Genomic DNA, 22061 nt, shown 5'->3' on the forward strand with positions numbered 1-22061 from the left:
GGCTAAGGAGGAAAGCGATGTTAGGTTGGGTCATTACCTGTCACGACGATCGGGCGCAAGAGATACTGGATGCGCTGGAAAAAAAATATGGCGCACTTATCCAGTGCCGGGCAGTGAATTTTTGGCGTGGTCTTAGTGCCAATATGCTTAGCCGAATGTTATGTGATGCCCTGCATGGGACGGATTCCGGCGATGGCGTGATCTTTTTCACGGATATCGCGGGCGCAGCGCCTTATCGCGTTGCGTCTTTATTAAGCCACAAACATTCCTGTTGCGAAGTGATTTCTGGTATCACGCTACCGTTAATTGAACAGATGATTGCTTGTCGTGAAACAATGTCGAGTGCAGAGTTCCGCAATCGCATTGTCGAACTGGGGGCTCCTGAAGTCAGTAGTCTCTGGCATCAGCAACAAAAAAATCCCCCCTTTGTGCTAAAGCACAATTGGTTCGAGTATTAAATCGCATTCCGATTTTGCTACACTAACGGCGTTGTTTCTCGCCTGGTTGTTTCCTCATGATTAAAAAGTTTATTTTTCTACTGCTGCTGGTTTCATCTGGTGCCGGCGCAGCGCTTCCCATGCGTTATATGCAAACCACTCAGGATGCGGCTATCTGGGGTAAAATTGGCGACAAAACGGTAACTGTTGGTAACATTCGCGCCGGGCAGATTATTTCGGTCATGCCAACCGCAGCCGATTATTATGAATTCAACTTTGGTTTTGGTACGGGATATATTGATAAAGGTCATCTGGAACCGGTACAAGGGCGGCAAAAAGTTGAAGATGGCCTGGGGGATTTGCATAAGCCACTGAGCAACCAAAATCTTATTACATGGAAAGATACTCCGATATACAACGCGCCTGATGCTGGCAGCGCACCATTTGGCGTGCTGGCCGATAATTTGCGTTATCCCATTATTAATAAATTGAAAGATCGCCTGAATCAAACCTGGTATCAAATTCGTATTGGCGAACGTCTGGCCTATATCAGTGCGTTAGATGCGCAGCAGGATAATGGTATTCCTGTATTGACCTACCATCATATTTTACGCGATGAAGAGAATACCCGTTTTCGCCATACTTCGACCACAACGTCGGTACGTGCATTCAATAACCAGATGACCTGGTTGCGCGACAGGGGATATACCACGTTAACCTTGTATCAACTGGAAGGATATTTGCATAATTCGATAAATCTTCCAGCTCGCGCGGTTGTGCTGACTTTTGATGATGGCTTAAAATCGGTAAGTCGCTATGCGTATCCTGTTCTGAAACAATATGGTATGAAGGCGACGGCATTTATTATTACCTCGCGTATTAAACGTCACCCACAAAAATGGAATCCGCAGTCATTACAGTTTATGAGTATTTCTGAACTACGTGATGTCAGCGATGTTTTTGATTTCCAGTCACATACCCATTTTTTACATCGGGTTGATGGTTATCGACGACCAATATTACTCAGCCGTAGTGAGCACAATATTCTGTTTGATTTCGAACGCTCACGCCGGGCGCTGACGCAATTTAATCCGCATGTATTGTATCTTTCTTACCCGTTTGGCGGATTTAATGATAAAGCGGTTAAAGCGGCAAATGAAGCCGGGTTTCATCTGGCGGTGACCACCATGAAAGGTAAAGTTAAACCGGGGGATAATCCATTGTTGTTAAAACGGCTTTATATCTTAAGAACGGATTCGCTGGAGACAATGTCGCGGCTGGTGAGTAACCAGCCGCAGGGGTAATACTCAGGCAACCTGTACCGGAATGGCTTTTGCGGTACGTTTCATTTCGTTGTCGCCTTCAAAGTAGGCGACGTTTGGCCGCCAGGTACGGGCTTCTTCATCCGGCATGGTGACGAAGCTGGCGATGATCACAATATCACCGACGCTGGCGCAGTGGGCCGCCGCACCGTTGACAGAAATAATTCTCGAACCGCGTTCTGCCGCGATAGCGTAGGTGGAGAAACGCTTGCCGTTGGTGACATTCCAGATATCGATGGCTTCGTTTTCGAGAATACCTGCTGCGTCAAGAAAATCCTGGTCAATGGCGCAAGAACCTTCATAGTGCAGGTCCGCATGAGTCACTTTCACGCGGTGGAGTTTGCCCTGCAGCATCGTGCGAATCATAACTTCTACCTTTCTACCCTGTCGTTAACGAAGCAGGCGATGCCTGCCTTGAGAAAATTCTCACGCAGTATTGCCCGATTTTTGTTTAGTGTCTACTCATCTGAGGCCATTTACAGCGGGAGTTTGCGTGCCGCGCCGAAGCCCGCTATGCAACTCCTGTAACCGATTGAAATTTCTCTGAACGCTGCTCGGTAAACAATAAAGAGACGGCTGACGACGGTATACATTGACTGGATACTGCCTTCACGCAAGCCAACATGGAAGACAGGGAAGATGGACGCACCAAGTACCACTCCGCATGACGCTGTTTTTAAACAATTTTTAATGCATGCGGAAACGGCCCGCGATTTCCTGGAGATACATTTGCCAGCGGAATTACGCGAGCTGTGTGATCTCGACACGCTGCATCTTGAGTCGGGGAGTTTTATCGAAGAAAGCCTGAAAGGGCATAGCACTGACGTACTCTATTCTGTGCAAATGCTGGGTAATCCCGGCTATCTGCATGTTGTGATTGAACATCAAAGCAAGCCGGACAAAAAAATGGCCTTTCGCATGATGCGCTACTCTATTGCCGCCATGCACCGACATCTGGAAGCGGACCACGATAAGCTGCCGCTGGTGGTGCCGATTCTGTTTTATCAGGGCGAGGCCACGCCTTACCCACTCTCGATGTGCTGGTTTGATATGTTTTACTCACCGGAGCTGGCGCGACGTGTCTATAACAACCCTTTCCCGCTGGTGGATATCACCATCACGCCAGATGATGAAATCATGAAACATCGGCGGATTGCGATTCTCGAACTGCTGCAAAAACATATTCGCCAGCGCGACTTAATGTTATTGCTGGAGCAACTGGTCACGCTGATTGACGAAGGGTACACTAGCGGAAGTCAGTTAGTTGCCATGCAAAACTATATGCTGCAACGCGGTCATACTGAACAAGCGGATTTGTTTTACGGTGTGGTGAGAGACAGGGAAACGGGAGGGGAGTCTATGATGACGCTGGCGCAGTGGTTTGAAGAGAAGGGTATTGAGAAGGGTATTGAGAGGGGAATTGAGAAGGGAATTGAGAAGGGGATTCAGCAGGGAAGACAGGAGGAAAGGCAAGAATTCGCCCAGCGTTTTCTGAGTAAAGGGATGTCTCGGGAAGACGTTGCAGAGATGACGAATTTATCTCTTGCTGAGCTTGATAAGCTAATTAACTAAGTTGCCGGCATTATCAGTTATAGCCAGATAATGATTATTATTAACTGACCAGATAATTAAGGGAACCTATGGACATAAAGACACGGAGAGAAACCAGGCAGACGTTGGCGCAGTGGTTTGAAGAGAAGGGATTTCAGAAGGGATATAAAGAGGGACTCCAGAAGGTAAGACAGGAATTCGCCCAGCGTCTTCTGAGTAAAGGAATGCTTCGTGAGGATGTTGCAGAGTTGGCAAATTTACCACTTACAGAGATTGATAAGCTAATTAACCTTAACTAAGTTACCTGTGTTATGACAGATGACGTGGCAATTAATAATTGGCGCTATCAGCCGTAGCGCCAGTTAAGTATTACGCCAGTTCGACCATTTTATTGTCGATCAGGCGAGCATCGCCAAGCCAGGCGGCAATCAGAATCACTGCCCGTTTGCTTTTTTCAGTGACTTCCAGCAACGTGTCGGCATCGCGAATCTGAATATCATCGGCGCGGAAGCCTTTTTCATTCAACTCTTGCCCAGCAATGGCGATAATTTCATCGAGATCCCGCTCTCCAGCCTGCAATTTGTCAGCAATCGAACTTAAAACTTTGTACAGACCTGGTGCAATTTTGCGTTGTTCTGCCGTCAGATAACCGTTACGGGAGCTGAGCGCAAGGCCGTCTTTCGCGCGCATAATCGGCACGCCGACAATCTCAATATCAAAGCCCATATCAGCGACCATTTTGCGGATCAGCGCCAGTTGCTGAAAATCCTTTTCTCCGAAGCAGGCGATGTCTGGCTGGACCAGGTTGAACAGCTTGCTGACGATGGTCGACACGCCACGGAAATGTCCCGGGCGGCTGGCGCCTTCCAGCATAGTGGAAAGGCCGGGAACATCAACATAGGTGTGGGTTTCTGTACCGTTCGGGTAGATCTCTTTTACCGATGGCGCAAAGACCAAATCCACTTTACGCTTGTTTAACTTCTCGCAATCTTCCTGCAAGGTGCGCGGGTAGCGCGCCAGATCTTCCGGGCGGTCGAACTGCATTGGGTTAACGAAAATGCTAACCACCACCACATCGGCGCGGGCTTTGGCTTCGTCGACCAGTTTCATATGGCCATCATGCAGGTTACCCATAGTGGGCACCAGTGCCACGCGCTTGCCTTCCATACGCAGGCGGCGAATTTGCTGACGCAGCAGCGGCAGGGTTTCGATAATTAACACAACGTCACTCCTTAATGGAAACTGTGTTCTTCGCCCGGATAGACGCCGGACTCCACTTCAGCCATATACTGCCGCACCGCAGCACGGATGTCGCCCGTTTCAGCGAGGAAATTTTTGGCGAATTTAGGAATGTGACCACCGGTAATGCCGAATGCGTCGTGCATCACGAGGATCTGTCCGTCAGTGACGTTACCCGCACCAATGCCAATGACGGGGATCGCCAGTGCCTCGGTAATGCGTTTTGCTAGCTCAACGGGTACACACTCCAGTACCAGCAATTGCGCACCTGCGGCTTCTAGTGCTAACGCATCGCTGAGTAATTGGTCGCCAGCCTCATCACCACGCCCCTGCACTTTGTAGCCACCAAAAATATTCACGGACTGTGGCGTTAAGCCTAAGTGACCACATACCGGCACGGCACGTTCTGTCAGCATTTGTACCGTTTCTACCAGCCATGCACCGCCTTCAATTTTGACCATATTGGCTCCGGCACGCATTACCCTGGCAGCGTTTTCAAATGCCTGTTCCGGCGTGGCATAAGCCATAAAGGGGAGATCGGCCAAAAGCAGGCAGTTTGGCGCACCGCGACGCACGGCGGCGGTGTGATAGGCGATATCTTCAACTGTTACGGGAAGGGTGGAATCATGTCCCTGAACGGTCATACCTAGCGAGTCACCTACCAGCATCACGTTAAGGCCTTCGTCAGCAAACAATTTGGCGAAGCTGTAGTCGTAAGCGGTAATGGTTGCGAAGCGTTTTTTTTCCTGCTTGTATTTTTGAAGCTGCGAAATAGTCGTCGGTTTCATAACGTATCCTGATGGCTAAAGTGCAATTATTGGCATTCTAGCAGCCATATCGGGTGGGGCAATCATTTCGGTACGCTCATATCACCAGTTAACTGATGATATGACTTGAGACTGATGACGAACGCAAAATTGCCTGATGCGCTACGCTTATCAGGCTTACATGGCGCATCACAATTTATTGAATTTTTTCACAATTTTATAGGCTGGATAAAGTGTCCGCGTCACATCCGGCATGTAACAACGAACACTTTTCCAGCAATCTGATCTGTCTATCAAGGATAAGTTATCTGGAATCTGCTGGTGGCCTCGAAAGCGCCTCCCTTGATAGCTTCGTTTCCGTCTTGTTGCAATGTTGCCTGAAACTCAAGTACCTGCGTTGTTCCCTGGCCTTTGCCTGGGTAGATGCCACCTGAAGTATCGATTTCATCTTCATAAGCTTTATACACAGAGGTTCCTACGTTAGGTTCGAGAACCATTTTTTCACTCACACGGTTTTTTAACCCTTCGATCAGAACACCGACGCCTTCTGCGGCATTGGAACCAGTCAACGTATTAGTGATTAATTTTTTGTTTTGCACCCCAATGTTTCCAGAGGACATTTTGGTTTCAATATTTTGCACACGAATACAGTTTTGTAGGGCTATTTGAAAAGGTACTGGAGTTGCACCATTTTTGATCTGACCGGTTGTATAGCTGCCAAGTTCAACAGTCGTTCCATTGACTGTTTTTCCTGTAATCACTGAGGAAAAACAGGTCGGAAGTGATAAGGTCACATTCGCTAAATTAAAGTTAAAATAGATACTCCCACTGTACCCTTGAACCGTTCCACCCGCATTCTCGGCCTTAAAACTGTAAAGGTAATCGCTGCTGCTGAGTAATGTTATTTTTTGGCTGGCTGTAGGGTTAAATGTCGTATCTGAATAAAATTCAACAGTAAAGTCTTGAAAAATTCCACCTATTCTAAAAAATTTTGGAGTCCACCTGCCATCCCGTTGCTCACAGGCTCGTTGCAGATCAGCGTCATGGAATCTAAAGTGGAAAGTTTGTGTTGGTGCGTCCCCTATAAATATATCCGGGACGTCAGCGGTTGTATTATAAGCTGTCCATATGGTTGATATTTTTAATGTATAATACAGTCCTGGAACGGATGTTTTGAATAATTTATGTCCCCCGTAAACGAGCCCTGAATCAACCATTTTATTTCTGACAGTGATAGGGCCGCCAGTAGCACTGGAATGTGCTGTACAATATACACTGCCACTGTCATGGGTATCCTGATTAGGCCAGCGTAATTGTACCCCAGTCGGACCGAGTTGAGTTGGGTGGTAAAATACCAGGTTATTACTGCTCCCGGAATACTGGAAATCTGCGCGGCCATTTCTTTCCGGCGGTACACCATCAGGCCCCGCACCAACAATAAAATCGACGGTTGCGTTACAGACAGAATTAATAAAGATAAGAATGGTGAAAATAATAAATTGTAGAGTAGTTTTCATACGCACTCCATTGCAGACACTCATTGCATGAGTGTTTGATATTTAGTGATGGTAAAATTTAATCAGCATAATGCTGGTTCCCTTTTGCGTAGCTAGCATCATTTATTTATATAATAGAAATGATATAGAGTTATGATTTTTTAATTTATCAGTGTAGTTATGTGGCACAAACCGCTTACAGCCAGGCGCAGTGCGCACCTGGCTGTAAGTAAAATCAGGGATAGGTAATAGAGAATGTACCTGTTGCTTCAAATCCACCTGCGGTGATCACCGGGGCAGGTTGATCCTGCACGAAATCGGGAACCAGTTGCGCTTCGAAGTTCAGAGTATGTTCAACCCCAGGGTGCGTCACATCGATGGCATTAACGTCAACCCAACCGTCGGGGTTTGTCGCAGACTCATATTCTGTATAAACGGAATATTGATTGTTAGGATAAAGCTGTTCCGCTTGACCGGTCAGGGAATCGTTCAGGCCGCTAATTTTTACCCCAATTCCTCCGGCGGCATTGTTTGTCTGTTGGTTGCCCAATAGCCTGACGCTGTTCCCGGTTTTTGTGGTGGACAGTTTCGTTTGTATGTCTCCAATACTCACACAGTCTTTTAACGCTATCTGGAACTGACGTTTAGAATTACTGGTCCCGTTACTAATATCCGTGGTTAAAACATTGCCAAAATCGACGGTGTTACCTTTAACATTTGTGCCTGCAACGGTATTGGCATAGCAGGTTGGGGCCGTAATCATCAGGCCGTAGGTGCTAAACTCAACTACGAGATAATACCCTTGTCCCTGGGTGCTGCTTCTGATGCTAAAACCGGGGGCATTTGTTGAACCGAAACCACGTGTATCAAGACTGGTGTTCCTGGCAATCTCCGCCTTAAATGAATCGTAGTTGCCAGAAGCGCCGCCATTATATATATGGGGCTGATAATCGCTGCCAAGGTAATAGGTGGTTCTCACCTGGAAAGTGAGTTGTTGATAGCCTGTACATTGTGATGGATCGTCAACATGGCCCGAGAATTCATCTCTATTGCCTCCATCAGCATGGAGGCTGTGTTCTGCTCCTATACCAAATGTTATGCCTGGGCTACTGAAATTAAGGATTTCGACCGACACATAGACGCCTTGTATCGTTGTATTAAATAAGGGCTTGCCATCATACTGTTTGCCTGAATTAATCAGGTTATGGTAAATCTCCGAAGCGGATTGATCGCCACTGGACGCGGCACCAAAATAACAGTAAATCATATTGGTTGTAGAGTTTGATAACACGGATACGCCTAATGGCTTAATCAACCCTGGCGAAGGCTTCCCAGCAGAGGCTGGTTGTGTTCCATGAGGAAAAATACTGAGTATAATATCACCATCACTACCTGGTTTGCCGTAGCTAATACGTGTTCCCGCCCATGTTGAAAATACAGCGCTTGTGCTGATTAATAATACCAGGCTAATTACTGTCTTACTCAGTCTGTTAATAATCATCTGAATCCGCTCTTTATATTTCATTCCATTGAATTAATCGTACCAGGTATCTACCAGTACACTGGTTGCCACTTTCCCGGCAGTAACAGAGGCAATATTATCAATTTTTTGCATTCGGGTATAAAAAGCCCAGGTCGAATTATTCAGACCCTGTGCATTCACCGTATATGTCGACCGTGAAATACCCGCTGGAGACCAGACGTTAAACATATTGCTGCGATCGTGCGTTGAGAAAATCACCACGCCAACATTTTTGGCACCATTACTTTCCTCATTCGGAAAAATTTGTCGCGAGCCTGCTGCAAAAGCGCCGCTTTTAGGTTTGAAATCCAGATGCAAATTTGTAGTCCCTGTTGGGGCACTCCCGGAACAGTTATACAAATGGATAAAGAATTCCTGACCCCCTGAAAAATATTGCTCCGCTGTAATGCCTCTGGCGAAGTAACCCAGGCTCACCGTACCTAAATCGACCGTCCCGCTGTTGCTAACGGATACCGTGCAGGTGGTGCTCAGCACTTTTGCGTTAAAGTCGACACTCACATCAGCCAATGTACTGGCGCTAAATAGCGCAGCACCAATGATAAGAGTGGTAGATAAACCGTGCTTTTTCATAACGTCCCTTTTACACAGGCTGCGCTGTAAATCACTTATAGGTAATATCAAATACTGCCTGGCTGGAAAACTCACCGGCAGTGACGTCCGCGTCAGTCTTACCGCTATCGCGGATCAGACGTGCGCTGAGCGGTACGGTCACGCCACCGCCGACCATCGTGATCGGGAACGCGTTGGCGGATTTACACTTCAGTTGTGTGCCGCTTCCGGCATTGGCTGACCCCCAGACTTCAACGGCGACCGCTGCTGCTTTCGGGGTTGCAACGGAGGCGTTGGCAAATGCTTCTCCCCCGCCTGCTTTATCACAGGTTGAACCACTGGCTGGTTTCAATGTGAACTCAGCGCTTGATGTTGCTGCGCAATTGGTGAATTTCAGATCGAATTTTTTTGCTTTGCTTTTGTTGATCACTTCCGGGATGAAAACATCCTGAAAATCAATGTCGGTAACTTTCTTTGAGCTTTCCTGTACTTCGGCGCTACAGGTTCCTGCGGTGACTTTTGTCACGACGGTAAGATCCAGAGAATCCGTGGTGGCATTGGCGGCATTCATCCCAATGCTGAAGCATGCCATGGCGCTGACGACGTAGCAGGCTAAAGTTGTTTTTTTCATTGTGCTACCCCGTTATTCATAGGTGAAGTTAAACGTGACTTTGGCGCTGAAATCACCGATTGTGCCCTTATCAGCCTGGGTTTCTCGCATTACGGCAGCCAGTTTTAACCCGTCCTTGGTGATTTCATTGGCAGTCCACGTGATTTTTTCATCGTTCTGGACTTTAAAAAATGTGTCAGTTGACGTACTGGCCCGACGGAAACCGACACCGATATTGTTCGTTAACCCGGCTCCCGTTGCGGGGGGAATCGCCAGATTCACGCTTGCACTGGTTTTTTTCTCTGCCATGATGGTAGAAACGATTTTGCTTGGGCTGCCCGTACAGTTTTCCGTTTTTAAGGTAAATTCGCCTACCGTTTCGGCACTTTTCGCGCGTAACTGGTCGAGCCTGATATCAGGAATGACCAGCTTATAGGCGTCAGTGCCGGTTTTAGAAGTATTGGTTCCTTCCAGTTTGATATCACAGGTCGGCTGTATAATATCGGCCCTGAATTTAACGTCGACATCAACGGCTAGTGCCGAGGCTGAGAGCGTCAGCACGGCAAGTGCCAGAGGTATATTTTTCCGTGTCATAGGTTATCCATATCTCGCGGATTTTAGTGAGTTGCAGATACCGTACAGAGTACGTTATCCAGTGACAGGGTCTGGTTGCCGCGCTGGTCAGCAGCGGATGCCGGAACCTGATAGCGCGCGATGCAGTACTGTGAAACGTTGTCCTTATCGGACCAGTTCACCCGCAACACGCCGTTATCTTCGATACCGCGTACAAAGGCCTGGTTGTTCTGGCCGATGTAGCCCAGAGACTGCCCTTGCTCATTGGTGATATTGGCGGCAAATGGCAGAGGTTCGCCATCGCTACGACGCATCGAGATCATCGCTGAGCGGCCCTGATCGGTTTCGAAACTGGTCATGGTAATGGCCCCGTAGCGCGGAACCGTTTGTGAACTGGTGCTCTTAAGCTCTACGTCGTTTTCCAGCTCCTGAATATCAAGCGTGATGTTGTTTTCCCGATATGGAGAGGCGGACGTGGCGACGCCATAACCCCAACGGTCAATGGTGTTACTGCTGTAGTTGATTCGTGCGCCATGCGCGCCTGGGGCTTTCACCAGGACCAGCGTATCGGTATCGCTAAAGCTGTGATTGGTATACGTCAGCCCGCCACCGTGCAGGACAAAGCCGCCATCGGTGCTGAGAGAGAGCTGACGGCTGTGGTCAGTGTCAGCCGATGCTGAGCCAGACCATGTACCCCATTGCGATTCATAGCTGAGATAACCGCCAATATCCGCCAGATTGGAACTCTGCTTATTGGTGGAGTAATTGGTATTCACGCTGTAGTTATATTTCCCATCGCCGCTGCTGCCGTTGGCGCTGGCGCTCAAACGATGGCTGCCGTTAAAGTCAGTGCTCATACGGCTGTCGAGATACTTGAAGCCGCTTTCGCGACGTTTACCGCCCAGTAAATTTTCCAGCGGAATGCTGAAACTCAGATAGAAGCTGTCATCCTGATCGCCGTCTTCGTTCCAGGTGCGTTGTACTGTGGCACTCCAGGTTCCCCAACTTGTCCCTTTGCTGTAGCCCATAGAGTACGTGCTCTGGCTATGGCTTCCGCTCCAGTAATCCGTCCAACTACCATTAAGATAAAACGAGCCGTAATCGACCTCCTCGAACATCAGCGGCTGGTTGAGACTGATAGTGAACTGATTGCGGGTACGCTGATAATTCCCCATTGTGCGTTGCTCGTCTGGCGAGCTGTGTCTGGCATCATCCTGTAACGTCAGGGCATCGTTCAGCCCCAGGTAATTACTGGTGGAATAGCGATAGGCGGCCAGGTTTAGTGAGGTATTGGTGGCACTGAACATTTTGTTCCACGAAATACGATAGCTTTGCCCGGTGTAGGTTTGATCGTTGTAGATATTCGCCTTCGACTGAGTGACGTCCAGCGATACTGCGCCGATGCTGGTGTTTACGCCCAGCCCCAGCAGCACGGCCATAAAGTCAGCATCGGTGAACTGGATACCCGTATAGCCGGTGAAGGTGTTGTTGATACCGTAGTAGAATGACCCTTGCAGCAAGTTATAGTCTTCGCGCAAATCGTCGCGAACGATTTGCCCGCCGCTGAGATCCCAACGCCCGACGCCCGGACGCAGCATCTGCATAACCGAGGAGAACGGTTGTGAGAATGTCCGCCGTGAACCGTCGGCTTCTTCAATGGTGACCACCAGATCATTGCCGTAGCCAGAAGGCATAATGTCATCAATGGCGAATTCGCCAGGCGGTACGGTTCCTTCGTAAATTTTATAGCCGCCCTGGGTGATGGTGACTTTGGCGTTACTGTTTGCCACGCCGCGGATCACCGGGGCAAAACTGGTCATGGAAGGCGGTAACATGCGGTCGTCGCTGTACAAGCGTGCGCCTTTAATGCCGACAGAGTCGAAGGTTTCCCCGGTGGTGTAGGTCTCCCCGACCACGAGTTGAGAACGAATAAATGGCAGCTCGCGCTGCATATAGCTGTTCTGGATATCAAAATTACCGCCAATATCCTGCTGCCAGCTATAGTTACCATTGCTTCTGAAATGCCAGTTCCCGAGGTTAAGCCCTGCGTTGAGTGCAGTATAGAACGACTGAGTTTCATCACCCCGGCGCGTGTTGCGCCAGCCGTTCATACGGTAGGACAACATGGCGGCACTGATGCCGTCTTCCCATAATGACGGGTCGATATATCCCTGATAATTACTGAGGATCCAGATCTGCGGAACCGTGATATCCAGCTTCTGATCGTTAGTATCGAAATAGACTTCTGACTGTGGGATCGCCCGCGCCAGATCGAGACAATCATCAGCTTCCGCTTCGCCTTTGCGTAATACAGCCTCTCCGTCTTTGAGATCCGGCTGTTTAATATGCAACTGATTGAGCATTTTACGAGAAATACAGGCGTCGGCACTTTTCTTGCCGGTATCAATAAGTTCTACGGTCATGCTCGTTGCGGCACTTTCATTGACGTAGACTTTTACGTCATAGCTGCCGGGCATAGCAGGGTTACCGTCGGAATAACGCGACAGGTCAATCCCCTGGGCAGAACTCCCCATCAGGAAGCTGGGATCGTATTCAATACTTTCTGCCGCATTGGCAGCATGGCCATAAATGCAGGCAAAAATAACGGCAATCCGTGTCAGTTTACAATGAGTCATCTGTTTTTTCTTATGCTCGACGCTGTAATCATTCAGTCAATAATTAATTCAAGATATTTACCCTGGCGATAATGTAATTTGTGAGATTACATATTTGCTTCGCCTTTTATTTCACTACCGTAATCACTAATAGCTGAATAGTGTAATTTAGCGCCGCCAGGGGAGGTATTCAGACCCTGTACTGTAAATTCGGCATCGCTTTTTGGCGCAACCATTGTGGCGTCTACGGTATATTTTTTATTTCCTGACTGCACATCGACAGACGAGAAGGAAACATAATAAGGCGTTGGGTTCGTCACTTTGATTTTATTGCCACTCCAGCGCCAGGTTAATTGCCCTGGCGCTTTGAAATGCTCACCGGCTAATCCATCAGGGCGATAGAACAGTTTGATACGGGTACGGAAAGCCAGTTGCAGGACATTTTTATTTTCAGCTTCTTTTGCCTGCATTTTGGGTGGAACTTCCAGCACGTTAAACCAGTACACACTTTCCCTGTCTTTCGGTAATGCCTGCGTACCGGTATAGGTGATGGTAACGGTTTGGCCTTTTTTCGGGTCTATGCGTGAGACCGGTGGGGTCGCGTTAAACGGGACTTTGATCAAAGCCGGGTCTACATTGTCATCACCGGTATCAAGCCAGGACTGCACCAGCAATGGGCGAGAGCCTTTATTTTCCAGGCGAGCAGTGATCTTTTTGTCGCTTTCTTTATAGATGATGCGCGTACCGTTGATAACGATATCGGCCTGGGTTATGGGGCTGAATGCCGTAAGCGTTGCACCGACAACGATAGCAGCGATAGTCTTGTTATAATTCAACATGTTATCTCTCCCTGAAACATCTCTAAATCCTGAAACAGGGGATGTAACACATCCCCTTGTGATTTTTACAACGGTAACGCTATTACTGATAAGTCAGGGTATAGGTTGCGTTGGTTTTCACCGGGCCGCTGGTGACGGTTGCGGTTGAAGAAGATTTCACATAGGACGCCATATAGTTGAAGGTGGCGATATGGCTGGTTGAATCGATAGGAGAAGAAATTTTGCTTGAAGGATCGTTCACTTTAACCAGTGCCGGGGTGGTGGCGGAGACATCGTGAAGTGCGATGTTGACACCTTTAGCCGGGCCGCTGATGGAGTTGTCATTTTCCAGAGTACCCTGGGTGGAGCTGTGGAAAGTAGAGGTAAAGCTCATTGTTGCCGTTTTATTTGCGGCTGCATTGGAGCAGTTTACTGAGATGCTGATTGCTGCAGGGTATGCACCCAGCGCTTTGTCATTCAGCGCTGTAATATCACTTGGTTTCGCGGTTTTCAGGGTGATGTTAACATCGTTGCTGCCACCGTTAACGGTTGCCGGGCAGGTTTCATCAGAAACCAGACCGTTGATATTGATTTCACCACCATCCACAGCCATTGCATTACCAGCAGAAAAACAGGACGCTGCCAGAACAACCGCCAGAAGCTTCTTGTTCATTATAATTCTCCATAAAATATTAAATGAGTTAAAAAATGATACGTAAAGTTAATTACGGGATGGGCAATATAATAGGAGTGTGTTTTTTTGTAAAATATTGTTTTTATATTAATGGGCTATTTGTATTTCTATATTAAATATTATTTTTATAATGAATATTATGTGTGGCTTTTTATTTCTGTGATGAATTGTTTGGCGGCAAATCTGGCAGGGTAAGTGGATGAAAGATATATATATCCTTTCTATTTCATTTAAATGGTTCTAAATTTTTTAAAAGTCAATGTTTATCATTGTTAGAATAAATTAAATTACATTTAAGATAAAATTATGTGTAATTGATTAAAGTTTGATGTCAAAGCGAACGGGGGAAATAATATTAAATTAGAGGATGTTTTAATTATTTTTTTGTGCGTATTTTTTGTATTACGCGAAAGCGGGGCTAATTAATACAGGAGAACATGTATTACCAAAGAGAAGGGCGCGGAAATTGTGCATCAGTCAGTAACCGGGCAAGCGTGTGGTTATCCGGGAATACGAGACCTGGCGCAATCTCAAACAGCGGCCAGAGCATAAAACCACGATTCTTCATATCATAGTGCGGAACAGTGAGGCGTTCAGTGTTAATCACCGCATCACCAAACAGCATGATGTCGAGATCTAACGTGCGCGGCCCCCAGCGTTCGGCCTTACGAACGCGGCCTTGCTGCAATTCAATACGCTGTGTGTGATTGAGTAACTCTTCAGGTGCGAGAGTTGTTTCCAGCGCCACGGCGGCGTTTAAGTAATCCGGCTGATCTTGTGGCCCCAGCGGAGGGGTACGGTAAAACGAAGAAACGGCAAGAATGCGGCTTTCAGGAATTTCACCGAGTGCTTTCACGGCAGCATTGACCTGCTCCAGCGGAGAGGCCAGATTGCTGCCTATGGCAATATATGCCACTGTCATGTGGTGCCCTCGCGACGCGGTGCGCGTTTGCGCGGACGACGAGTACGACGGCGCTGTGCTGGTTCTTCATCCAGCTCGGTGAGCATCCCTTTTTGATCTGGTGGCGCAGAAACCTGGAATTCACCCCACCATTTCGCCAGACGTTGCAGCTCAGCGTTGCGTTCCACTTCTGCACGCAGTGCCAGCAGGTCGTAAGCGGCGCGGAATTTCGGATGCTCCAGCAGTTTCCATGCACGTTTGCTCTGACGACGGGACATGCGCAACTGCAACTGCCAGATATCGCGAGTTAGCGTAGTCAGACGTTTCGGGATCGCCAGTGAACGGCAGGCTTCGTCCAGCACATCGTTCATCGCCAGCGCGAAAGCATCGTGATAGGTAAGGCCGCTCTCTTGCGCGATTTTTTGTGCCGTCTCCAGCAGTGGATACCAGAACATGGCGGCAAACAGGAACGCCGGGTTAACGCGCATATCATTATGGATACGCGTATCAGTATTTTTCAGTACCTGCTCAATCATCCGCTCCATTGGGCTGTCGCCATTTTCCGTGAAGTAACGGGTAATGGTCGGGAACAGCGGCTGGAACAGATGATATTCACACAGCAATTTATAGGTTTCGTAACCGTAGCCTGCTTGTAGAAGTTTGAGTGATTCTTCAAACAGGCGTGCCGGTGGGATATCGTTCAGCAGGGTAGCCAGGCGTGGGATCGGTTCTGCGGTTTCCGGGCTGATACGCATACCCAACTTGGCGGCAAAACGTACCGCGCGCAGCATACGTACCGGATCTTCACGGTAGCGCGTTTCCGGGTTACCAATCAGGCGAATCACGCCGTCTTTCAGATCTTTCATGCCGCCAACGTAATCACGGACGGTAAAATCCGCGACGCTGTAATACAGGCTGTTGATGGTGAAATCGCGGCGCTGGGCGTCTTCTTCGATGGAGCCGAATATGTTGTCGCGCAGCAACATGCCGTTTTGCCCACGCTGGGAGGTCGTGCGGTCGCTGACGTTGCCTTCGTGGTGCCCACGGAAGGTTGCGACTTCGATAATTTCCGGACCAAACATCACGTGAGCAAGACGGAAACGGCGACCCACCAGACGGCAGTTACGGAATAGTTTGCGCACCTGCTCAGGCGTGGCGTTAGTGGTCACGTCGAAATCTTTCGGCTTTTTGCCAAGTAACAGGTCGCGCACGCCGCCGCCAACCAGCCAGGCTTCGTATCCCGCTTTATTGAGCCTGTACATTACCTTCAGGGCATTTTCACTGATATCTTTGCGGGAAATAGCATGCTGTTCACGCGGGATCACCGTCACCTGTGGACGGGCGACTGCCTGTTCAGCCTCGCTCTCCTCGCGGCTTAGCACCTTGCGGCAAAAATTAGCGACTCGGGTAAAAATAATACACCTCGGTAGTGTCAAACATCATTCAGGACAAAAAAATAGCGGCTAATCATAGCTCAGCATGACGCATTTGAGAATGTTGAATTTACAATTGCCGACTCAGGTACGGCGGTCAGCGTCCAGTTTTTGACGGCTGACTGAAGGATTTGCTCGACGCTGAAATCCTGCCAATGTGTTTCTGCCTGCTGACCAAGAAATTGAAGTGCCGCGATTAGTACCGGGCGCGGGTCGCCTTTTGGTAACGCAGGCGCATGATTCTGCTTGGAAAGTTTAGCGCCTTGTGCGTTAAGCGCCAGCGGCAAATGAATGTAATCTGGCGCTTGCCAGTCAAAAAGCTGGTACAGCGAGATTTGCCGCACTGTGGGTTCAATCAAATCTGCGCCACGGACAATTTCAGTCACGCCCTGGAAGTGATCATCAACCACCACAGCCAGGTTATAGGCAAACAAACCATCACGGCGATGAATAATAAAATCTTCCTGCGCCAGTTTTTCGTCGGCGTGGATAATGCCGCGCAGTTGGTCAGTGAACTGCATAACCGGATGCACCTGCCGAATACGTACAGCCGCGTTGTCCGGGCCATGATGCAATTCACGGCAATGACCGTCGTAGATACCGCCAATACTGTGAATACGTGCGCGCGTACAGGTGCAGTAATAACTTAGTCCTTGCTCACGTAACCAGGCGAGGGCTTCACGATAGGCGTCGTGACGTTGGGATTGCCAGAGAACATCGCCGTCCCAGTGCAGGCCGTAATGTTCCAGTTGGCGCAGGATAGTCTCTGCGGCACCGGGAACTTCACGGGGTGGGTCGATATCTTCAATGCGTACCAGCCAGCGACCTTGCCGGGCGTGTGCTTGCAGATAGCTGCCAAGCGCAGCGATCAGAGAACCAAAATGAAGTTCGCCGGAAGGTGAGGGGGCAAAGCGCCCAATATAGTGTGTGTCTGTCATCTCTTTGAACAAAAAATAAGGCGGGAGCATTTCCCGCCTGTGGTAAACGTGATGGAACAGCTTTAATTAGCCAGCCATCTGTTTTTCGCGAATTTCAGCCAGCGTTTTGCAGTCGATGCACAGATCGGCTGTTGGGCGCGCTTCCAGACGACGAATACCAATTTCAACACCGCAGGATTCGCAGTAGCCGAAATCTTCGTCTTCCACTTTTTTCAGCGTCTTCTCGATCTTTTTGATCAGCTTACGCTCGCGATCGCGGTTACGCAGTTCGAGGCTGAACTCTTCTTCCTGGGCGGCACGGTCTACCGGATCCGGGAAGTTGGCGGCTTCATCCTGCATATGTGTAACGGTGCGATCGACTTCATCCCTGAGTTGATTACGCCATGCTTCCAGAATACGACGGAAGTGCGCCAGCTGGGCTTCGTTCATATACTCTTCGCCCGGCTTCTCCTGATATGGCTCCACCCCAGCGATGGCGAGAATACTCAGGGACGATGTTTTACGGTTTTGCCCTTCTTGCATGTTGCTTCTCCTTAACACGCACTATCGATCCCCATGTTCGGGGGAAAAATGAGGCCGCTATAAATAGCAGATGCTTTTCCGGATAGCAATTATCTAAACGTAACACTTGACAACTGTGTGAGGAAAAGCGTATTTGCGCACGCGACCAGAATGTAAATTAACCAGTTACTTATTCAACTACAGAGTAACGGGCAGTGATTTTTTAAGAGCCATACCTTCAGCAGAAAGTTCCGCCTTATAAGCCAGAATTTCTACCCCCCTCTGTTGAGCCTCTGACAATAGTTGCGCGTATTTCTCATCGATGTGGCGCGCGGGTGAAAACCGTGTAATGGCTGAATGTAGCACGGCGAAAAAAATCACTGCACGCTGGCCTTCAGCCGCTACGCTCATCAACTCCCGAAGATGTTTCTGACCTCGTTCAGTCACTGCATCGGGAAAGTATCCCTGTTCGTTTTCCGCTAACGTAACCGATTTCACTTCAATATAGCAGTCAGGTCGAAACCTCGCCTGTAACATGAAGTCAACACGGCTGCGTTCGGCACCGTATTTTACTTCGCTTTTCAGCGAGCTATAGCCTGACAGCTCCGAAATATTCCCATTAAGGATAGCCTCTTTCGTCAATCTGTTTGCCCAAAGTGTATTGACGCAAATAAATGCACCGTTTTGGCTTTGGGTCAGTTCCCAGGTGTGCGGATATTTCCGTTTTGTGTTGTCGGAAGTTGAATACCAGACGGTATCTCCAGGTGTTGCACAACCGGTCATCGCGCCAGTATTCGGGCAGTGTAGCGTTAATTCCTGGCCATCTGGTGTGATCACATCGGCTAAAAAACGTTTATAACGTTGAACCAGCGTGGCGCGTTGTAGAGGGGGTGAAAATTCCATTGCGATAAAACCCTTGTTATTGCGTCAGTGTCCAGCGTTTTAGCGGCGTGTAGCGTGTGCGTCCTCGGGCAAACGAGGAAGCGTAAAGGGTGAACTCCGTCACCGCATACGACCAGTTAAAGCCAGGCGGCGGGATTGTCACCGCCTCGCTGGCATCGCGCAATAAGGTGATATGCGGATGAAACGGTCGATTGCTTTGAAAACAACCACTGCGTGCTGCTTGTGAACGAAGCATATTCGCCAGTTGGATTAATCCGCGCGGCGGCTGGCGCATACCAAGCCACACCACGCGAGAACGTAGCCACTGACCGGCGTCATCAAGCGTTAGTGTGAAACCGGGTTGACGAATCCGTCCGGCCAAAAGTGAGAGCGCCTTCTCTTTCTCTGCGCTCACTTCGCCTAAAAACGCCAGCGTCAGATGCAAGTTCTCAGCGGCAACCGGACGCCCCGCTTCTGGTGGAAACTGTGCGGCGCGCCAGTGGATAATCTGTTCGCGGATTTCTGCAGGTAAGTCGATGGCAAAGAACAGCCGTTGCGGTTCAGACATGTCAGGCACTCGGTTATGAATTACCGCGATGCTACAATGCGCCGCGAAGAATGTTAACCCTCAGGAGCGTTTTGTGTCGTCGTTGCCCGTTGCTGCCGTCTTACCTGAATTACTTGCCGCCCTCGATTGTGCACCGCAGGTGTTATTAAGCGCGCCGACCGGAGCCGGGAAATCGACCTGGCTGCCGCTGCAACTGCTGGCGCATCCTGGTATTCGCGGGAAAATCATCCTGCTGGAGCCGCGGCGTCTGGCGGCGCGTAACGTCGCGCAACGGCTGGCGGAGCTGCTTAACGAAAAGCCCGGCGATACCGTTGGCTACCGGATGCGTGCGCAAAATTGCGTCGGGCCGAATACCCGTTTGGAAGTCGTTACTGAAGGGGTGTTAACGCGCATGATCCAACGCGACCCGGAACTAAGCGGCGTCGGTCTGGTGATCCTTGATGAGTTTCATGAACGCAGTCTGCAGGCGGATCTGGCGCTGGCGTTGTTACTCGATGTGCAACAAGGGCTGCGCGATGACCTGAAGCTGCTGATTATGTCAGCCACGCTGGATAACGAGCGCTTACAGCAAATGTTGCCGGAAGCCCCCGTTGTTGTTTCCGCAGGGCGTTCGTATCCGGTGGAGCGCCGCTATTTGCCGCTGCCTACACATCAACGTTTTGACGAAGCCGTTGCTGTCGCCACCGCCGAATTGCTACGCCAGGAAGCAGGATCTCTGCTGCTGTTTTTACCTGGCGTCGGGGAAATTCAGCGTGTGCAGGAACAACTGGCTTCGCGTGTAGGCAGTGATGTGTTGCTTTGTCCACTGTATGGTGCATTGTCGTTGAACGATCAGCGAAAAGCGATCCTCCCGGCACCACAAGGGATGCGCAAAGTGGTGCTGGCAACCAATATTGCTGAAACCAGTTTAACTATCGAAGGTATTCGCCTGGTGGTGGATTGCGCCCAGGAAAGGATGGCGCGCTTTGATCCGCGAACGGGTCTTACACGGTTGATTACCCAGCGAGTTAGTCAGGCGTCGATGACGCAGCGTGCCGGGCGCGCCGGGCGACTGGAGCCGGGCATTTGCCTGCATTTGATCGCCAAAGAACAGGCGGAACGCGCCGCTGCACAAAGTGAACCGGAAATCTTACAAAGCGATCTCTCCGGTTTGCTGATGGAATTACTGCAATGGGGATGCAGCGATCCGGCGCAGATGAACTGGTTGGATCAACCACCAACGGTGAATCTACAGGCTGCGAAACGCCTGTTACAGATGCTTGGCGCGCTGGATGGCGAACGACTTAGCGCGAAAGGGCAAAAAATGGCGACGCTGGGTAATGATCCGCGGTTAGCCGCTATGCTGGTGAGCGCGAAGAGTGATGATGAAGCCGCTACCGCCGCAAAAATTGCCGCCATTCTCGAAGAGCCGCCCCGCATGGGGAATAGCGACCTGGAAGTGGCGTTTTCCCGCAATCAACCGGCCTGGCAACAGCGTAGTCAGCAACTGTTAAAGCGCTTAAACGTCCGTGGTGGCGAGGCCGACAGTGCGTTTATTGCGCCGCTACTTGCCCAGGCCTTTGCCGATCGTATTGCTCGTCGCCGTGGCCAGGATGGTCGTTATCAACTGGCGAACGGTATGGGAGCAATGCTGGACGCGGATGATGCCTTAAGCCGCCACGAGTGGTTGATCGCTCCTTTATTATTGCAGGGCAGCGCCTCGCCGGATGCGCGAATTCTACTGGCGCTACCGGTCGATATTGATGAGTTAGTGCAACGCTGCTCACAGCTATTACAGCAATCTGACACCGTTGAATGGGACGATGCACAAGGCACGCTGAAGGCCTGGCGTCGGTTGCAGATTGGTCAGCTCACAGTAAAAGTACAGCCGCTGGCGAAACCGTCGGAAGATGAATTACATCATGCAATGCTCAACGGTATTCGCGATAAAGGTCTAAACGTTCTTAACTGGACGCCGGAAGCGGAGCAGCTACGCTTGCGTTTGCTGTGTGCTGCAAAGTGGTTACCGGAATATGACTGGCCAGCAATGGATGAGGCGAGCTTGCTGGCGTCGCTGGAAACGTGGCTGCTGCCACATATGGCCGGCGTACATTCGCTGCGTGGCCTGAAATCTCTTGATGTTTATCAGGCGCTGCGCGGATTACTTGATTGGGGAATGCAGCAACGTCTGGATAGTGAATTGCCTGCGCATTACACTGTGCCGACGGGAAGCCGGATCGCCATTCGTTATCATGAAGATAACCCACCCGCGCTGGCGGTGAGAATGCAAGAGATGTTTGGCGAAGCCACTAATCCGACTATCGCTCAGGGGCGCGTGCCGCTGGTGCTGGAATTGCTTTCACCCGCCCAGAGGCCGCTGCAAATCACGCGTGATTTAAGTGCCTTTTGGCAGGGAGCGTATCGCGAGGTGCAAAAAGAGATGAAAGGGCGTTATCCCAAACACGTCTGGCCGGACGACCCGGCGAATACCGCACCGACGCGACGGACGAAAAAGTATTCGTGAGGTTGGTAAACGGGCACGGGCAGTCCCTTCGCCCCGGTTCTCTCCCATAGGGGGAGGGCGAAAAGTACTTTGAGAGATATCTTCTTCTGTCTTGTCACAGAAGAATAGAAAATCGGGCTTT

At 49.7% G+C, this 22061-nt stretch carries 21 protein-coding genes and 1 pseudogene; 5 read left to right on the forward strand and 17 right to left on the reverse strand.

What is annotated here, in order from left to right; translation table 11 throughout:
• The first annotated feature begins 17 nt into the window (after positions 1 to 17).
• Together A9587_RS12075 and A9587_RS12080 are read left to right on the forward strand one after the other, a co-directional pair.
• Entirely contained in the window at positions 18 to 458 is a 441-nt protein-coding gene (locus tag A9587_RS12075) for a PTS sugar transporter subunit IIA (RefSeq protein ID WP_000901999.1), read from the forward strand.
• A gap of 56 nt (positions 459 to 514) precedes the next feature.
• Positions 515 to 1741 (forward strand): polysaccharide deacetylase family protein, encoded by a 1227-nt coding sequence (locus A9587_RS12080; RefSeq protein WP_001517754.1) that lies wholly within the window; start codon positions 515 to 517, stop codon positions 1739 to 1741.
• 3 nt (positions 1742 to 1744) lie between these two features.
• Here A9587_RS12080 and panD read toward each other — a convergent pair whose 3' ends face one another.
• Complete coding sequence (gene panD, locus A9587_RS12085) at positions 1745 to 2125, reverse strand: aspartate 1-decarboxylase (protein ID WP_000621515.1); 381 nt, start codon at positions 2123 to 2125, stop codon at positions 1745 to 1747.
• 273 nt (positions 2126 to 2398) lie between these two features.
• Between panD and A9587_RS12095 the strand changes: the two genes are divergently transcribed.
• Both A9587_RS12095 and A9587_RS24720 read left to right on the forward strand, forming a co-directional pair.
• A complete protein-coding gene (locus tag A9587_RS12095; RefSeq protein WP_105263350.1) occupies positions 2399 to 3331 on the forward strand; it encodes an Rpn family recombination-promoting nuclease/putative transposase in 933 nt (310 codons plus the stop codon).
• Between the two features lie 95 nt (positions 3332 to 3426).
• Positions 3427 to 3609 (forward strand): annotated as a pseudogene (locus tag A9587_RS24720) (hypothetical protein); the annotation flags it as partial.
• A gap of 70 nt (positions 3610 to 3679) precedes the next feature.
• On the opposite strand, the gene panC reads toward A9587_RS24720, so the two are convergent.
• From panC to thpR, 16 genes are all read right to left on the reverse strand, one after another.
• Positions 3680 to 4531, reverse strand: coding sequence for a pantoate--beta-alanine ligase (gene panC / locus A9587_RS12105; protein ID WP_000905373.1), 852 nt, complete (start codon positions 4529 to 4531; stop codon positions 3680 to 3682).
• 11 nt (positions 4532 to 4542) lie between these two features.
• Positions 4543 to 5337, reverse strand: a complete 795-nt coding sequence (panB, locus tag A9587_RS12110; RefSeq protein ID WP_000805500.1) for a 3-methyl-2-oxobutanoate hydroxymethyltransferase — start codon at positions 5335 to 5337, stop codon at positions 4543 to 4545.
• A 272-nt stretch (positions 5338 to 5609) separates the two neighbouring features.
• Positions 5610 to 6857 (reverse strand): fimbrial-like adhesin, encoded by a 1248-nt coding sequence (locus A9587_RS12115; RefSeq protein ID WP_105263349.1) that lies wholly within the window; start codon positions 6855 to 6857, stop codon positions 5610 to 5612.
• A 190-nt stretch (positions 6858 to 7047) separates the two neighbouring features.
• Positions 7048 to 8313, reverse strand: coding sequence for a fimbrial protein (locus A9587_RS12120; protein WP_236941994.1), 1266 nt, complete (start codon positions 8311 to 8313; stop codon positions 7048 to 7050).
• 33 nt (positions 8314 to 8346) lie between these two features.
• Complete coding sequence (locus A9587_RS12125; RefSeq protein WP_105263347.1) at positions 8347 to 8925, reverse strand: fimbrial-like protein; 579 nt, start codon at positions 8923 to 8925, stop codon at positions 8347 to 8349.
• 31 nt (positions 8926 to 8956) lie between these two features.
• Positions 8957 to 9535: a fimbrial protein gene (locus tag A9587_RS12130; RefSeq protein ID WP_105263346.1), complete on the reverse strand. Its 579-nt coding sequence runs from the start codon at positions 9533 to 9535 to the stop codon at positions 8957 to 8959.
• Between the two features lie 12 nt (positions 9536 to 9547).
• Positions 9548 to 10108, reverse strand: coding sequence for a fimbrial protein (locus A9587_RS12135; protein WP_105263345.1), 561 nt, complete (start codon positions 10106 to 10108; stop codon positions 9548 to 9550).
• A gap of 23 nt (positions 10109 to 10131) precedes the next feature.
• A complete protein-coding gene (locus A9587_RS12140; protein ID WP_105263344.1) occupies positions 10132 to 12723 on the reverse strand; it encodes an outer membrane usher protein in 2592 nt (863 codons plus the stop codon).
• 86 nt (positions 12724 to 12809) lie between these two features.
• On the reverse strand, positions 12810 to 13541 hold the full coding sequence (locus A9587_RS12145; protein WP_105263343.1) for a fimbrial chaperone: 732 nt from the start codon (positions 13539 to 13541) through the stop codon (positions 12810 to 12812).
• 82 nt (positions 13542 to 13623) lie between these two features.
• Positions 13624 to 14193: a fimbrial protein gene (locus A9587_RS12150; RefSeq protein ID WP_105263342.1), complete on the reverse strand. Its 570-nt coding sequence runs from the start codon at positions 14191 to 14193 to the stop codon at positions 13624 to 13626.
• 463 nt (positions 14194 to 14656) lie between these two features.
• Positions 14657 to 15136 carry a 2-amino-4-hydroxy-6-hydroxymethyldihydropteridine diphosphokinase gene (gene folK, locus A9587_RS12155; RefSeq protein WP_000215161.1) on the reverse strand — a complete coding sequence of 160 codons (480 nt, stop codon included), beginning with the start codon at positions 15134 to 15136 and terminating at the stop codon, positions 14657 to 14659.
• Positions 15133 to 16530, reverse strand: a complete 1398-nt coding sequence (pcnB, locus tag A9587_RS12160) for a polynucleotide adenylyltransferase PcnB (RefSeq protein WP_236941996.1) — start codon at positions 16528 to 16530, stop codon at positions 15133 to 15135. The genes folK and pcnB overlap by 4 nt, the downstream gene beginning before the upstream one ends.
• A gap of 59 nt (positions 16531 to 16589) precedes the next feature.
• Positions 16590 to 17486 carry a tRNA glutamyl-Q(34) synthetase GluQRS gene (gluQRS, locus tag A9587_RS12165; protein WP_032141541.1) on the reverse strand — a complete coding sequence of 299 codons (897 nt, stop codon included), beginning with the start codon at positions 17484 to 17486 and terminating at the stop codon, positions 16590 to 16592.
• A 66-nt stretch (positions 17487 to 17552) separates the two neighbouring features.
• Entirely contained in the window at positions 17553 to 18008 is a 456-nt protein-coding gene (dksA, locus tag A9587_RS12170) for an RNA polymerase-binding protein DksA (protein WP_001155227.1), read from the reverse strand.
• A 177-nt stretch (positions 18009 to 18185) separates the two neighbouring features.
• Positions 18186 to 18890 carry a DNA/RNA nuclease SfsA gene (sfsA, locus tag A9587_RS12175; RefSeq protein WP_000396058.1) on the reverse strand — a complete coding sequence of 235 codons (705 nt, stop codon included), beginning with the start codon at positions 18888 to 18890 and terminating at the stop codon, positions 18186 to 18188.
• Positions 18891 to 18906: 16 nt separating this feature from the next.
• On the reverse strand, positions 18907 to 19437 hold the full coding sequence (gene thpR / locus A9587_RS12180; RefSeq protein ID WP_001294671.1) for an RNA 2',3'-cyclic phosphodiesterase: 531 nt from the start codon (positions 19435 to 19437) through the stop codon (positions 18907 to 18909).
• 73 nt (positions 19438 to 19510) lie between these two features.
• Here thpR and hrpB point away from each other — a divergent pair, with 73 nt between their 5' ends.
• On the forward strand, positions 19511 to 21940 hold the full coding sequence (gene hrpB, locus A9587_RS12185) for an ATP-dependent helicase HrpB (RefSeq protein ID WP_001517767.1): 2430 nt from the start codon (positions 19511 to 19513) through the stop codon (positions 21938 to 21940).
• Positions 21941 to 22061: the final 121 nt, after the last annotated feature.

This window comes from Escherichia sp. MOD1-EC6162, from assembly GCF_002965125.1.
GTDB lineage: Bacteria > Pseudomonadota > Gammaproteobacteria > Enterobacterales > Enterobacteriaceae > Escherichia > Escherichia marmotae.

Bases quoted from the DNA above. Each gene is read 5' to 3' on its own strand.
- thpR (WP_001294671.1), bottom strand. From the start codon at position 19,437: ATGTCTGAACCGCAACGGCTGTTCTTTGCCATCGACTTACCTGCAGAA.
- A9587_RS12075 (WP_000901999.1), top strand. From the start codon at position 18: ATGTTAGGTTGGGTCATTACCTGTCACGACGATCGGGCGCAAGAGATA.
- A9587_RS12120 (WP_236941994.1), bottom strand. From the start codon at position 8,313: ATGATTATTAACAGACTGAGTAAGACAGTAATTAGCCTGGTATTATTA.
- A9587_RS12080 (WP_001517754.1), top strand. From the start codon at position 515: ATGATTAAAAAGTTTATTTTTCTACTGCTGCTGGTTTCATCTGGTGCC.
- A9587_RS12130 (WP_105263346.1), bottom strand. From the start codon at position 9,535: ATGAAAAAAACAACTTTAGCCTGCTACGTCGTCAGCGCCATGGCATGC.
- A9587_RS12140 (WP_105263344.1), bottom strand. From the start codon at position 12,723: ATGACTCATTGTAAACTGACACGGATTGCCGTTATTTTTGCCTGCATT.
- dksA (WP_001155227.1), bottom strand. From the start codon at position 18,008: ATGCAAGAAGGGCAAAACCGTAAAACATCGTCCCTGAGTATTCTCGCC.
- A9587_RS12115 (WP_105263349.1), bottom strand. From the start codon at position 6,857: ATGAGTGTCTGCAATGGAGTGCGTATGAAAACTACTCTACAATTTATT.
- gluQRS (WP_032141541.1), bottom strand. From the start codon at position 17,486: ATGACAGACACACACTATATTGGGCGCTTTGCCCCCTCACCTTCCGGC.
- panB (WP_000805500.1), bottom strand. From the start codon at position 5,337: ATGAAACCGACGACTATTTCGCAGCTTCAAAAATACAAGCAGGAAAAA.
- panD (WP_000621515.1), bottom strand. From the start codon at position 2,125: ATGATTCGCACGATGCTGCAGGGCAAACTCCACCGCGTGAAAGTGACT.
- A9587_RS12095 (WP_105263350.1), top strand. From the start codon at position 2,399: ATGGACGCACCAAGTACCACTCCGCATGACGCTGTTTTTAAACAATTT.
- A9587_RS12125 (WP_105263347.1), bottom strand. From the start codon at position 8,925: ATGAAAAAGCACGGTTTATCTACCACTCTTATCATTGGTGCTGCGCTA.
- A9587_RS12150 (WP_105263342.1), bottom strand. From the start codon at position 14,193: ATGAACAAGAAGCTTCTGGCGGTTGTTCTGGCAGCGTCCTGTTTTTCT.
- A9587_RS12135 (WP_105263345.1), bottom strand. From the start codon at position 10,108: ATGACACGGAAAAATATACCTCTGGCACTTGCCGTGCTGACGCTCTCA.
- A9587_RS12145 (WP_105263343.1), bottom strand. From the start codon at position 13,541: ATGTTGAATTATAACAAGACTATCGCTGCTATCGTTGTCGGTGCAACG.
- folK (WP_000215161.1), bottom strand. From the start codon at position 15,136: ATGACAGTGGCATATATTGCCATAGGCAGCAATCTGGCCTCTCCGCTG.
- sfsA (WP_000396058.1), bottom strand. From the start codon at position 18,890: ATGGAATTTTCACCCCCTCTACAACGCGCCACGCTGGTTCAACGTTAT.